We start from the raw sequence: 13,133 nt of genomic DNA, 5'->3' as shown, positions 1-13,133 counted from the left end.
CGATCGTTCTTTTTGGCCAACTACTCCTGCCGCAGCGCTCGCACGATCGGAACCGTTGCGGCTTGAATTGCCGGCGCCATCCCCGCGAGCACTCCGACAGCTAACGACACGATCAGTCCAGACCACAACAAGCCAAACGACGGACGGAACGCAATCGTCGCTCCTTCGGCACCGATCGAATAACCACCGACCGCCAGCGCGGTCACCGCCAACAACGTTCCACTGGCGCCGCCGATCAGGCACAAAATGGTGCTCTCGGTCAAAACCAATCGCATCGCCCGCAGCGGTCTCACGCCGATCGTTTGCAAGACGGCGTATTCTTTGATCCGATCTTGAACGCTCATCACCGTTGTGGTCGCTACCAGCGAGAGGACCAAGCCGACGCAGGCGTATCCCAGCCAGTGGGCGAATCCGATCAGATCGACTAGGTCCGACAGCGTGCTCGCTTGAAACGCTCCCTTCCGCCGCGTCGTCGTCGCCACCGAACCGGCTCGCAATACCTGGTCGATCTCCGCCGCGACGCGGTCCGGCTGGGCGGTCTCGTCGAGCATGACTTCGTGCTGAGTGACAAGCCCCGCGTTGTCCAGACCGCGAGTGTATTGCAGGAATTGAAGGCTGGTGTAGATCAGGTTTTCTTCCGACGGGACGGTTGAGCTGAAGACACCCGCGACCTGCACCGAGATCTCGCCGATCGAGAATTGATCGCCGACGCCGATCCCGCGACGCTGTGCGACGTTGCGTCCGACGATCGCCGCATCGCGCCGCGATTCGAAGTCGCTCCAAGAACCGGCGACAAGTTTTAGTGGTCGGCTCGCTTGAATCTGTTTGGGATCGGCGCCGTTGAAGACGACGATATCGAGGCTCGCGCGGCAGTTGTTGGTCCAAACCTGGATCGGCATCACTTCGCGCACTCCGTCGACCTTCATGATCTTCTGCGCATAATCCTCGGGCAGCCGACTGCTGGTCGGACAGAACCGATTCTCCTGAAAGACGATCAAGCTGCGGTTCGCATCGGTCCCGGTCGTCAATCGCTCCAGTCCCTCCTGCACCGACCCGACGCAGCAAAAAACGAACATCGCCACCGCCGCACCGGTGACGGTCAACAAGGTCCGAGCGCGATGACGCCACAAGGTTTTCAGGACGTAGGTCAACATGAAGGACACCTTCTCCTTAAACGGTCGCCGTTTGCGACTCAATAAATTTCCCGCGGTCCAAAACGAGTTGCCGCGATGCGATCGCGGCGACATCGCTGTCGTGAGTGACCATCAACATCGTGATGTTCAGTTCGCGGTTCAGTCGCTGCAACAGGGACTGGATCTGTTCGCTGGTCTGTGTGTCCAGGCTGCCCGTCGGTTCGTCGGCGACCACAACTTTGGGATGCGCCACGATCGCCCGGGCGATCCCGACGCGTTGCTCTTGGCCACCGGACAACTGCCGCGGGTAGTGGTCGGATCGATCGGCAAGCCCGACCGCTTCGAGAGCCAATTCGACGCGCTGCCGCCGTTGGGCTCGCGTCAGTTTCAACAACATCGTCGGCAGCTCGACATTTTCATACGCCGTGAGGACCGGGATCAGGTTGTGCGTTTGAAAGATGTAGCCCAGGTTTGCCGCTCGCCAATCGGCCAACTGCCCCCGCGACAACCGCGTCACCTCGGTCCCATCGACGATGATCGTACCGCTGTCGGGGCGATCGATCCCACTGACAAGATTCAACAGTGTGCTCTTGCCGGTTCCGCTGGGGCCCATCAACGAGACAAATTCTCCCTCGTCGATCTGCAGGCTCACGTCGTCCAACGGCGTGATCGTTTCGTCCCCCTTGCTGAAGGACTTGCTGACGTTTTTCAGTTCTACCAGTGTCATCATCGCCTCGCTTGTTCTCGAATCATCGTCCCAGAGATTGCTCTTCGCCGGTCACTTGCACGCCGTCCCCCGCCTGCAAACCTTCGCTCCCCGACGCGATCACTTTGTCGGTCACCTGCAAACCTTCCAGCACCTCGACCAGTCCATCTTCGCTACTCTTCCCCGACTTGATCGGTCTCCGCTGTGCCAGACCGCTGGAATCGACTATCCAGGCAAACGGGCCGGTCTCCCCGGTTTGAACCAAACTTTGCGGTATCATGATCCGCACCGTTTCGGTTGGTTCGGATAAGGATTTCGGCAACTCGGGAGCCAGAAATGTCGCGGTGACCAACATTTCAGGGCTCACGTTCGACGGCGGGTCGATCAATTCGACCTTCACTTCCAACGTGTTCTTTTGAATGTTGGCGACGCTGGTCGACTGCAACACGCGGCCGTGCAGGGTGCCGGTCGCCGAAGCGGTCTCGATCTCGACGCTTTGCCCCGGGACGACCATCGGCACGTCGTCGAGTCGCACATCGGCGCGAACTTGCAGCCGCGTCGGATCGTACATTTCGATCACCGTGCTAGAACTCTGCCGCGAGTTGTGCTCCAAGCCCATCACGCGGGTTCCCGGCGACGCGATGACTCGCAGCACGCGACCGGCGATCGGTGCGGTGACCACGGTCCGCTTGAGATTTAACTTGGCCGCTCGCAACAGCGAGGCTGCTTCGTCTCGCAGTGCCGCAGCCGATTCGACTTTGGCATGAGCCTCTTCTAATTGTCTGCGCTCTTCGACCAACAGCTTCAGCTGAGTCTCCAACGCGTCGACTTTACTTTGCACCGCATCGATCTCGCGTTCCAAGTTCGGTTGACGATCGCGCAGCTCGCGAAGCGTCGCATCGGCTTGCGCGTGTTCGCTTTGAGCCCGTTGCAATACGATCCCTGCGATCGCATTCCTTGCCGCCGTCTTCCCCGCAACGCTGTCGGCCGTGAACTTCCGCTCCGCCTCAGCCGCTTCGATCAAAAACGGCAACGCATCGCGCTGCGTCTTCGCCTTGGCCAACACGCTCCTCGCTTCGGCCAACGCAACTTGCAGATGGACCGGTTGTTCGACGCGGATCATCGCCGCATCGCGTTCCGCTTCGGCACGTCGCAACTCACCATTGCGAATCGCCAACGTCGCCTCCGCTTGTTCGACAGCCAATTCGGCATCGATCGCGATCAGTCGCGCGATCGGTTCGTCTTTGGCAACCTGCTGGCCTTCGACGACCAGCAGCGATTCGATCACACCGGGGGCCAGCGCCGCCACGCTGATCGCGCTGGGCCGCGGTTCGATCCATCCAGCGGCTTGGAACAATGCCGTCCCCGCCTGCTGGATCTCACCGCGTTGGACGATCACCGGCACCACTGTCACCGCCTGTTGAGGCATCCACTGTCGGCCCGCCGAAGCGAACAACAAACCGAGGAAGCCCAAAAGGATACCGATTGGCAAAGCGTAACGCAGCAACCAGCGTCGCGGCTGTCGACGCGCACTGGTCGAATCACCGGGCGACGGCCCGCGTTGGAGTGCCAATTTGCTGAGATCGAGTGGTTTGTCCGGCATCGTCCTAGGTCCTATTCTGCACGAACAAAAACTTTGTTGGCCGCGACGGACAAGTTGCCTTGATCGTCTCGCTTGGCAGTCCCTTGGACCACGACGGTCGACAGTTCTTTGACGTTCAACAATTTGCGTGCGTCATACGTGACGGGGCTGCCATCGGCGTCGACCACTTTGACCGTTGCGATGTTCTCTTTCACCTGAGGCTGAGTGCAGCAGTAATCCCAAGGCGTCGGGCAGCCTTCGTCGGCCGAACAGTAGGGAACTTTAGGATCGACGATCGTAAAGGCCGCCATACCTTCGACAAACGGCTTCGACGATCCGCCGATCGTTCCAACCAACGTGACCGCTTGATCGCTCTCGACCGATTCGCGAGCGTCGCCGACGCCAACCGCCCCTTCGGGTTCCGCTTCGGCAACGTACAACGCGCTCGCCGCAGCGACTTCCGCCGCGTCGGGACCTTCCGCTGTCGGCTTTTCACCGCAACCAACAACCACAGCCAATGCGGCAACACAGATCCAATTCAGCATTCTCATTTCATCGTCTCCAAAAAGTGAAACTACTTGTTAAACAGCTTTTAAACTGATCGCCACCGATTCGCGAAGAGCCTTCAGCGCGGGTGGCAGCGCGCCCAAAACTCCTAATAACAATCCGACGCCGCAACCAACCAAGATTGCGACGCTGTCAATTCGTAACGTGAAGGCTCCCATCGTGAACCGAACCGCCAGTCCGTTGAGCATCGTCAGGGCGATCACTCCCGAGAGCAACGAAGCGGCAGCGGCCAACAAGACGCCTTCCTGCACTAGGCTCAACAAAATCGCACGCCTCCGAAATCCGAGCGCTTGCAGCGTTGCCAGCTCTCGAATCCGTCCGGCGACGGCTCCATACATCATGTTCAATCCTGCAAAAACACCCGCTCCCGAAACCAACGCGACGACAAACCAAGCCAACAACCGAACCGGTCGGTAGTGCTGTTGAAGCGAAGCGTAATAATCGCTCTCGCGGATCGCCCTGAGTTCCAGATCCGTTCGTTCTTTGCAAAACAATTCGATCTCCGCGGCGCTTGCTCCAGGAGCCAACAGCATCGCAACGAGGCTAAGGTCTTGGCGTTTGGTGACCGTTTGAAACGCGGACAAATCACACCAGATCTCCGATTCATACGCCGCACCGTCGGCGGCGAAGTGACCGCTAACGGTCCACGTCTCCCCTTCGAACTGAATCGTTTGTCCGATCGCAAGCGCATCGCTGTGGCTGCCCAACTTGGCTGACGCCAAACGCCCGACGATCACTTCGTTATGTTCCGGCCACGCGCCGTCGATGATCTTCACGCCACGCCGCACCAACGGCGCTCGGTACGTCACGCCTCGCACCAATCCCAGTCCATTTTCTTGGTCGGATGTCGAGACACGTGTTCCCAGATACAGTTCCGGCGACACGTGATCGACTCCAAATCGCTTCCAGGTTCCTCCCAAGCTAGCCGAAAGCAACGCAGGCGATCGAGCGGCGATCGACGAGTTTTCTATGTTCTCTTCGGAGTTGACCGAATAGACCAAAACGACGTCGTCATCCCCGCTGACCGAGAGCGATTGCTCCAGTCCACGAATGAACCCGACCACGACAAATACCAACATCACCACGGTCGCCAATGCGAGCAGCGTGAGGCCGGTGCGGACAGGGCGACGCGCCAAATTGCGGACGCCATATTCCCAGGGAAGCAACATGGATGAACCAGCTTGGGGACCCAGAAAGACCACTTTCCAAACGTGCTTCGGGTGCATCGCGCGCACCACTCAACACATCATGGAAACCGAAAGATCGCTGGAACGGACTTCCGCCGTTCGAAGCCTCTCGACAAGGCGAGACCGAACGACAACTCACATTCACAGCGAGCGGGAAGATGGCGGTGTTAGATCAGCCAAGATTGGTGCGCGATCCGCGCAACGCGTCCCCAGACATGGGACGAATGATCGAAGTGTTCAATAGCATGCTTCCGCAATCCAATCGGAGTGGGCTGCAGAATCGAGGCGGATGGCGCTGGAAGCCAAGCGACGAGCGCGGTCTCCGCATCGGGAACCTCCGGCGCGTCCTGGAGCGTTGCGCCCTCGCAGAGGCAGTTGGGGCAAGAGCAATCACCACCGGCGGGAGTGTCCGATGATTCAGGCGATGCGGTGGCAACACTGTCATGACAACAGGCACACCCCGTCGCGGGACTCTGCGAAGTATCAGCCGACGCGGCATGACAATCCATGCAGCGCAACGGGCAGGCCAACAAATTGGCGATCAACAGCAGGGCGAGGAGCGTTCGAATCATGAGTTCATGTTAGCGTCGATGCGTGCTCGGGACAACAGGAACCGGGGCAACTATCCGGCTTGGTTCAATCATACCGTCAACGCGACTTGAAAGACGCGGCGGCAAATCCCCTATGCCTAGAATATCGCGCCCATGCCGCAGATCATCACGTTGAGGATTCAAAAATCCCGCACCTCCAAACAACATGCACCTTGACATGTAGAATCGATTCTCTACCTTTAGGTGCAGAAATGGGTTTGTGGCGTCTAATTACGTCCGCCTAACGGGATCACTCGACCAGGAAACGGAAAACATGCTGAGCGAAAAGACGATTGAAATTGTGAAGCAGATCACTCCCGCGGTAGCTGCCAATGCGGAGACGATTACCTGCAAGTTCTACCAACGGATGTTTGCAGAGAACCCCGAGGTCAAAGCATTTTTCAATCAGGCCCACCAGCACAGCGGAGGTCAACAGAAGGCGTTGGCCGGCGCGATCTGTGCCTACTTTTCGAACATCGACAATCTCGAAGCCCTCGGCCCGGCTGTCGAACTGGTTGCACAAAAGCACTGCTCCCTCGGGATTCAACCCGAACACTACCCGATCGTTGGCAAGCATCTGTTGGCCGCGATCAAGGAAGTGATGGGGGAGGGTGCGACCGAAGAGGTGCTTGGTGCGGCGGGCGAAGCCTACGGCGTGTTGGCCGAGATTTGTATCGGCCGCGAAAATGAGATCTACCAACAACAGAAATCGCAGCCCGGTGGATGGAACGGTTATCGCGAACTGGTCGTCGACCGCAAGGTTCCCGAGAGCGACGAAGTGACTTCGTTCTACTTGATCGCCGACGACGGCCAACCACTCCCCGACCATCTGCCCGGTCAATACATCACCGTTCAGATCGAACATCCCGTCACGCCGACCTCGCCGCGAAACTACAGTCTGTCGGATCAGCCCGGCACGGGGTATTATCGGATCAGCGTTAAACGCGAAGCGGGCGCCGACGACGACACGCCCGGCGGTCTGATTTCGAACTACCTACACGACGCGATCAGCCCGGGCGACCGAATCTCCGTCGGGCCTCCGTGTGGCGAATTCACCATTTGTCCGATGCGAGCGGCCGACCGCCCGGTGGTCTTCCTGGCCGGCGGGATCGGAATCACGCCTCTGTTGTCGATGGCGAAAACACTGGTCGCCGCTAAAACCGAAGCCCCGATCTACTTCCTGCAAGCCGCTCGCAACGGCAACGTGCACGCTTTGGGCAGCGAAGTCCAAGAACTGGCAACGCGCGGTGCCAACGTCCAGACACGTGTGCTCTACGACAGCCCCTCCGAAAGCGACCTGGCCGAAAGGAAGTGCCATGCGGCTGGCAGGATCAGCAAAGAACTGATCCAAGACTGGACGCCCTTCGCCACTGCCGATTTCTACTTCTGCGGACCGAAGCCCTTCATGGCCAGCGTGCACTCGATCCTGAAAGACTTGGGAGTCGACGATTCGCGGATGCACTTCGAATTCTTCGGCCCCAAAGCAGAGCTGACCGCGTAGTCATCGAACCTCGATACTATTCGTGGAGCTACGAATCCCCAGCTCCGCTACCGAGCCGAGTAAACAAGGTCCGAAGGATTGGCCATTTACATAGCCCAGGCCAAACGGAGCGAGCCTCGCGAGCGAAGTGTCGGCCTGGGTATCACGCCACCACGAATCTGTCCTAAGGACCAACGGTCCGGCCGTGGGTTGTCCGAACCGAATTGCTGGGGGGAGCACTGGCATAGCCAGTGGCACACGGAATCCGTCCATACTTCAGGGCACACCGCCGAATGAACAAGGTCCGAAGGATCGGCCATTTGCATAGCCCAGGCCAAACGAAGCGAGCCTCGCGAGCGAAGTGTCGGCCTGGGTATCACGCCACCACAAATCTGGCCTCAGGACCAACGGTCCGGCCATTTGTTGTCCGAACCGATTTGCAGGGGGGAGCACTGGCATAGCCAGTGGCACACCGATACTGTCCACGATTCAGGGCACCTCGCCTTCCCCAGCTCCATTACCGAGTCGAGCCGCCAAGGTCCGAAGGTCCGGCAATTTGCATAGCCCAGGCCAAACGGAGCGAGCCCCGCGAGCGAAGTGCCGGTCTGGGTATCACGCCACCGCGAATCTGACCTAAGGGCCAACGGTCCGGCAATTGGTTGTCCTGACCGAATTGCTGGGGGAGCACTGGCATAGCCAGTGGCACACGAAGGCCGTCCACGCTGCAGGCCACCCCGCCGTCCCCAGTTCCATTACCGTGCTGAGCCGCCAAGGTCCGAAGGATCGGCAATTTGCTTTGCACAGGCCAAACGGAGCGAGCCTCGCGAGCGAAGTGCCGGCCTGGGTATCACGCCAGCACGCATCTGGCCTCAGGACCAACGGTCCGGCCATTTGTTGTCCTAACCGATTTAATGGGTGAGCACTGGCATAGCCAGTGGCACACAAAACCGTCCACGGTACATGCCACCCCGTCCCTCATCGACTCCACTACCGAGCCGAGCCGCCAAGGTCCGAAGGGCCGGCCATTTGCATAGCCCAGGCCAAACGGAGCGAGCTCCGCGAGCGAAGGGCCGGCCTGAGTAAATCTCCCAAACAGTCACTTCGGGTGTAGCGATACGCTAAAATGCGTCGCAACTACCCTCCACGCCCGAAGCTTCTTTTGGAGAACCCGCCATGCTTCTTTTGCTATCTCACCGGCATCGCCCTTTGGCAATGATTGCAACCATCGCGTCGATTCTGATTGCGACGCCTTCTCCATCGTTGGCCGCCGAGCTGCACATTGGCGGCGCTACGGTCAGCATTACCCCCAAGCAACCGGTGGCGTTGACCGGGCAGATGCGGACGCGGATCAGCGCGAATGTCGAGAGCGAAGTCACCGCGACAGCGCTCGCTCTCGAATCGCGTGACGGTGACAACGTCGTCGACCAAGCGATCATGGTGTCGTGTGATCTCATTGCGATCCGCGAAGGGGTGCTCGATGCGGTTCGCAAACGCGTGCAGGACCGGATCCCCGGTTTTGATCCTAAAAAGCTCGTGATGAACGCTACCCACACGCATACCGCGCCGGTGATCCGCGAAGGAATCTACGAAGTGCCTGACAAAGGAATCATGCGTCCCGCCGAATACCTTGAATTCCTGGCCGACCGGGTCGCCGATGCAGCCGTCGCCGCGTGGGAATCGCGTCAACCGGGCCAGGTCGGCTGGGGGCTCGGCCATGCCGTCGTCGCTCAGAACCGTCGCACCGTTTATTCCAACGGAACCGCTGCGATGTATGGTTCGACCGCCAAGGATAACTTTCTCGAGATCGAAGGTTACGAAGATCATGGTGTCGAGGTGCTCTTCTTCTGGGACGCCAAGGACCAATTGATCGCCACGTGTGTCAACGTCGCCTGTCCCGCTCAAGAAGTCGAAGGCCGATCGGCCGTCAACGCCGACTTTTGGCACCCGGTTCGCCAAACGCTGCGTGAAAAGTACGGAGAAGATCTGCATGTCCTGGCGTGGACCGGTGCCGCCGGCGACCAATCGCCTCACCTGATGTACAGCAAGCCTTCCGAAGAACGGATGCGGAAACTGCGTGGGCTGACCCGTTTGGAAGAGTTGGCACGCCGGCTCGTCGTCGCCTGGGAAGAAGCTTTGCAAGGTGCTAGCCAAGAGCGTCACACCGACGTGCCGTTTGTTCATACGGTGAAGACGATCGAGTTGCCCGAACGGATGGTCACGCGTGAAGAATCGTTTGCGATCAAGGCGAAGGTCGCCGAGCTTGCGACCGACCCGAAACAAAAACGTCGGATGCAGTGGCATCAAGCGGCCGTCGATCGCTTCGATCGCCAACAAGCGGGCGAACTGCAGCCCTACGAAATGGAGCTACATGCGATTCGGTTGGGCGATATCGCGATCGCAACCAACGATTTTGAACTCTTCACCGACTTCGGCATCCAGATGAAAGCTCGCAGCCCCGCCCTGCAAACCTTTGTCATCCAGCTGGCCGGTCCCGGAACCTACGTTCCCAGCGCGCGGGCCGCTCGCGGCGGTGGCTACAGCGCCATCGTGGAGAGCAACCTCGTTGGCCCCGAAGGAGGGCAGGTGCTGGCCGATCAAACAGTTCAGCAACTGAAGACGCTGTGGGCCGACAAATAGCTTCTCGTTTCCACTACAATGTCGCGGTAGCTCCCCCTTTGCCATCCCACCTTGAATCCGTTCTGGAGAACCATCAATGAATCCCATTCCCGATCCGCAACGTCCGCGCGGACCATCGCGTCGGAATTTCCTGGCCGCATCCGCCGCAGCGTCGAGCAGTTTGTTATTCCCGGCGGATGACAACCTGCGGGCCGAAGCCGACGGTGTTCGATCGACCGATCATTTCTGGTATCGCCTGGCTCCCGAAGGGCCGTACATCGATTCGCAACGCGACAACAAAGCGTTTGGCTTCGGTCTCGGAAAGGTCTACCTGTCCGAAGACAATGGCAAAACGTGGGCTCACGACGCGATCTTCCGCAACGCCGACAACATCACGTTCAGCGTCATTCTAAAGAATGGCAATATCCTGTTCGCCACAAGGACGAAGCTGTACCTGAGCACCGACAACCTGAAGTCCTACAAACAGATCACGGTGAAAAACAGCGACGGCAGCGATTACCTTCCCCACACGCCGATCGATCCCGCCAATCCGGGCTGGTACTTCCATTCGCTCGACGGTGTCCACACCTGGGATGTCGACGGATCGGAGATGCTCGTCTGGGGGAACTACTGCAACGTGATGGGCGGCGCGGTCCCGGTCAACATCTACTACTCGACCGATCAGGGCGAAACGGTCAAGCTGGCCTATTCGTTTGGGCAAAACCCGACCTTTCAACAGAAGGGAGGGGACAAGTCGGATTGGGTTGGCGATCCGAGCAACCCTGTGATCTGCCGACATATCCATACGGTTGCGTACAATCCCGCGGAAAACGCGTTTTACGCCTGCACCGGCGACCACGATCGCGTGATCGACGGCACGGCGCAGCAGGAATGCCATTGGTTGCGAGGAACCTACGACGCCGGCAAAGACGCTTGGGATTGGAAGGTCTTGGTTTCGGTCAACTCCAACTCGCGATACAAGTCGGGCGGGATTAACTTCGTTGACGGCCAACTCTATTGGGCCTCCGATGCCAACGGAAACAACGGCACGATGCCACACGATCGCGGCATCTTCCGATGCGATCCCGCCGATATCGCCGATCCGAGCAAGCACACGATGTTGTTTAATCCGCACTACGAATCGGCCAACATGATCATCGAAGACGGCGTGTTCCTGTCGGCCCACTACGGTCCCGCCTCGCCGTTCACCACCGGCTTCATCATTTCGACCGACGAAGGGAAGACGTGGGCCGAATACGATTTGCCTCAATTCGGCAAACGTTCCCCGCTGAGGTTTCACAAAATGAATAGCGACGGATGGTTCCGAGTCGACCTGCGGAAGGGTTGGATCGAACGAGGCGAAGTGCTGTTCATCAAACCGAAGGTATAACCGTCGTTATTGCCGATCAACGTTATCGGAACGCTCTCGATGCAATGGAGACGATGGCGGTGCCTTCTGTCTCCATCGCGATCGGATTGACGGGGAACGATGCAAACAAGCGGGAGTCTCGACCGGTGGAACTAGCGTTTGGGCATGGATACCAACGGGATATCAAACGTGTTTTCACCGTCGGTGACCTCAACGGTTAATTCACTGCTGCCGACGTCGTGGTATTTTTGTGGAATCTCCACCGTACTGGCCGCCTGCTCCGGATTCATTGGCGTTCCGTCGGGGCCTACTTCCACGGAGATCGGCATCACGGCGACGTGATACGTCCCGGGGATGCATGTGAGCGTATAGGTTCCATCGGCGTTCAATTCCGCGCCGCCGCTCTCTCCCGATTCGGATAGTAGCAGCAGGTTTCCGCTGTCGAGCGGTTGGTCATCCAGCAGCACGTTCCCCGAAACGGTGGCCGTTCGTGGATTGGGTTCGCCGCAACCTAGGGTGAGCAGGATAGCCAGCGGCAACGCCGCTCCGAGCACGCGCGCCGAACGCGAGAAAGTTGTCGTCATGAGACTCTTGGGATGAGATTTCATTTTGTTCTATGTACGAAGAAAAACGGTTACGAAACGTTGTCGTGAGATAAACGCGTCTCAAGGACGCGTCTGTTTTGGCTTGGCGAAGTGGATTCGCCCATCGATCAACGCAGCTCGCATCGCTCTCGGACGTTCACCGCGTTGGAAGCATTTTTGACCCTGCAAGGCGAACGGTCGCTGGAACCGTCAGCCGTGGGCGTTTGGATTCGGCGGGCGGCTTAGAAGACGTCCCCGGGGATCACGTTGCCATCGTCACGAATGCACAGGTCCCGCAGCACCAGGAACTCCATGGTCTCGGAGAGGAAACCAACGCCGCCATCGCCACGTGTGACCTGAACGCCGCCGGGATGCATCGAGTGCAGGGCGTTGTTGACACCATCGCGATGGTTGCCGCCCGATCCGGTCAGTTCCAGCGTGGTGCCGATCGGGTAGCGAACCGAGGTGATTTGCCGGCAATAGGGGTTGGCACTCCACATGTAGCTTGTGCCGTTGTTGGGCGGCGTTGTGCTCGCAGCCGAACCGGCCCAGGCACCCCATTCCGCGGAGGTGCGAATTTCGGTTCGCGCCCCGGCAGCGGTCTCGCCCCAGGAAGACGATTCGCCGATCACCACGGTGTTGCTGAGCCCATCGGTCAGGTCGCGAAAGCGAACGGTGGAGTTGGGAATCATCGTTCCGTTGGCACACGCATAACCTTGGCCGCCACTGATGCAGCGTCCGGCGCCGGTCGGATCGCTGCTGCTGGTCGCGCTGGTCGGCGCCCCTGCGATACCGATATAGGACATCGTTGACATCTTGACGGTATTCCCCGAGGTGACTCGCAGGTGCATCGGGGTTGCGGCACTCGATGGGCACCAGAACATGTCCGGAGTCCATTGATCGACGACCGCCGCATTCACTCCGGCGACGTCAAAACCGTTCGGAAGTCCAATCGTCAATTGGTCGTAAACCGTTTGTTGTTCGACGAATGGCAGGACCGGCACGGTCCAACCCTGGATCAGGAACCCCAGCGATCCGATCGGCAGCGAGCGATGAACATCGTGATAGTTGTGCAGCGCCAAACCAATCTGTTTCAAATTGTTCGAACATTGCATCCGGCGAGCCGACTCGCGAGCCGCTTGGACCGCCGGTAAGAGAAGACCAACCAAGATCCCAATGATCGCGATCACGACGAGGAGTTCGACGAGCGTAAAGCCCCTACTTACATTACGGCGCATGACAATTTCCCTTGCATCGAGTGGATAAAACAATCAACAAAACGAAGCGGTTCCCTTGAACCGTTTCATCAAAAAGCAGCT

General features: G+C 58.9%; 11 protein-coding genes. 3 read left to right on the top strand and 8 right to left on the bottom strand.

What is annotated here, in order from left to right:
- Nucleotides 1–20 precede the first annotated feature (20 nt).
- From Poly24_RS15820 to Poly24_RS15795, 6 genes are all read right to left on the bottom strand, one after another.
- Nucleotides 21–1,154, bottom strand: a complete 1,134-nt coding sequence (locus Poly24_RS15820) for an ABC transporter permease (protein ID WP_145097306.1) — start codon at nucleotides 1,152–1,154, stop codon at nucleotides 21–23.
- Between the two features lie 16 nt (nucleotides 1,155–1,170).
- A complete protein-coding gene (locus tag Poly24_RS15815) occupies nucleotides 1,171–1,860 on the bottom strand; it encodes an ABC transporter ATP-binding protein (RefSeq protein WP_145102959.1) in 690 nt (229 codons plus the stop codon).
- A gap of 22 nt (nucleotides 1,861–1,882) precedes the next feature.
- On the bottom strand, nucleotides 1,883–3,442 hold the full coding sequence (locus tag Poly24_RS15810) for an HlyD family efflux transporter periplasmic adaptor subunit (RefSeq protein WP_145097303.1): 1,560 nt from the start codon (nucleotides 3,440–3,442) through the stop codon (nucleotides 1,883–1,885).
- A gap of 11 nt (nucleotides 3,443–3,453) precedes the next feature.
- Nucleotides 3,454–3,972: a hypothetical protein gene (locus Poly24_RS15805; protein WP_145097300.1), complete on the bottom strand. Its 519-nt coding sequence runs from the start codon at nucleotides 3,970–3,972 to the stop codon at nucleotides 3,454–3,456.
- 30 nt (nucleotides 3,973–4,002) lie between these two features.
- Nucleotides 4,003–5,157, bottom strand: a complete 1,155-nt coding sequence (locus tag Poly24_RS15800) for an ABC transporter permease (protein WP_145097293.1) — start codon at nucleotides 5,155–5,157, stop codon at nucleotides 4,003–4,005.
- A 185-nt stretch (nucleotides 5,158–5,342) separates the two neighbouring features.
- A complete protein-coding gene (locus Poly24_RS15795; protein WP_145097290.1) occupies nucleotides 5,343–5,747 on the bottom strand; it encodes a hypothetical protein in 405 nt (134 codons plus the stop codon).
- 292 nt (nucleotides 5,748–6,039) lie between these two features.
- On the opposite strand from Poly24_RS15795, the gene hmpA reads away from it, so the two are divergent.
- From hmpA to Poly24_RS15780, 3 genes are all read left to right on the top strand, one after another.
- Nucleotides 6,040–7,266: an NO-inducible flavohemoprotein gene (gene hmpA, locus Poly24_RS15790; protein WP_145097288.1), complete on the top strand. Its 1,227-nt coding sequence runs from the start codon at nucleotides 6,040–6,042 to the stop codon at nucleotides 7,264–7,266.
- 1,152 nt (nucleotides 7,267–8,418) lie between these two features.
- Entirely contained in the window at nucleotides 8,419–9,882 is a 1,464-nt protein-coding gene (locus Poly24_RS15785; protein ID WP_145097285.1) for a hypothetical protein, read from the top strand.
- Between the two features lie 76 nt (nucleotides 9,883–9,958).
- Nucleotides 9,959–11,251, top strand: a complete 1,293-nt coding sequence (locus Poly24_RS15780; RefSeq protein ID WP_145097282.1) for a hypothetical protein — start codon at nucleotides 9,959–9,961, stop codon at nucleotides 11,249–11,251.
- Between the two features lie 131 nt (nucleotides 11,252–11,382).
- Here the strand turns inward: Poly24_RS15780 and Poly24_RS15775 are convergent, their stop codons facing one another.
- Both Poly24_RS15775 and Poly24_RS15770 read right to left on the bottom strand, forming a co-directional pair.
- Entirely contained in the window at nucleotides 11,383–11,838 is a 456-nt protein-coding gene (locus Poly24_RS15775; RefSeq protein ID WP_145097279.1) for a hypothetical protein, read from the bottom strand.
- A gap of 218 nt (nucleotides 11,839–12,056) precedes the next feature.
- The gene (locus Poly24_RS15770; protein ID WP_145097276.1) at nucleotides 12,057–13,052 is read right to left on the bottom strand and encodes a DUF1559 domain-containing protein; all 996 of its coding nucleotides are present in this window, start codon (nucleotides 13,050–13,052) and stop codon (nucleotides 12,057–12,059) included.
- Nucleotides 13,053–13,133: the final 81 nt, after the last annotated feature.

This window comes from Rosistilla carotiformis (assembly GCF_007753095.1).
GTDB classification, from domain to species: domain Bacteria; phylum Planctomycetota; class Planctomycetia; order Pirellulales; family Pirellulaceae; genus Rosistilla; species Rosistilla carotiformis.
Note: the sequence above shows the minus strand (reverse complement) of the source record. Positions and strands in the feature narration are given on the sequence as shown.

Excerpts from the sequence above, each read along its gene's own strand:
- Poly24_RS15820 (WP_145097306.1), bottom strand. The coding sequence starts at position 1,154 with ATGTTGACCTACGTCCTGAAAACCTTGTGGCGTCATCGCGCTCGGACC.
- Poly24_RS15815 (WP_145102959.1), bottom strand. The coding sequence starts at position 1,860 with ATGACACTGGTAGAACTGAAAAACGTCAGCAAGTCCTTCAGCAAGGGG.
- Poly24_RS15810 (WP_145097303.1), bottom strand. The coding sequence starts at position 3,442 with ATGCCGGACAAACCACTCGATCTCAGCAAATTGGCACTCCAACGCGGG.
- Poly24_RS15805 (WP_145097300.1), bottom strand. The coding sequence starts at position 3,972 with ATGAGAATGCTGAATTGGATCTGTGTTGCCGCATTGGCTGTGGTTGTT.
- Poly24_RS15800 (WP_145097293.1), bottom strand. The coding sequence starts at position 5,157 with ATGTTGCTTCCCTGGGAATATGGCGTCCGCAATTTGGCGCGTCGCCCT.
- Poly24_RS15795 (WP_145097290.1), bottom strand. The coding sequence starts at position 5,747 with ATGATTCGAACGCTCCTCGCCCTGCTGTTGATCGCCAATTTGTTGGCC.
- hmpA (WP_145097288.1), top strand. The coding sequence starts at position 6,040 with ATGCTGAGCGAAAAGACGATTGAAATTGTGAAGCAGATCACTCCCGCG.
- Poly24_RS15785 (WP_145097285.1), top strand. The coding sequence starts at position 8,419 with ATGCTTCTTTTGCTATCTCACCGGCATCGCCCTTTGGCAATGATTGCA.
- Poly24_RS15780 (WP_145097282.1), top strand. The coding sequence starts at position 9,959 with ATGAATCCCATTCCCGATCCGCAACGTCCGCGCGGACCATCGCGTCGG.
- Poly24_RS15775 (WP_145097279.1), bottom strand. The coding sequence starts at position 11,838 with ATGAAATCTCATCCCAAGAGTCTCATGACGACAACTTTCTCGCGTTCG.
- Poly24_RS15770 (WP_145097276.1), bottom strand. The coding sequence starts at position 13,052 with ATGCGCCGTAATGTAAGTAGGGGCTTTACGCTCGTCGAACTCCTCGTC.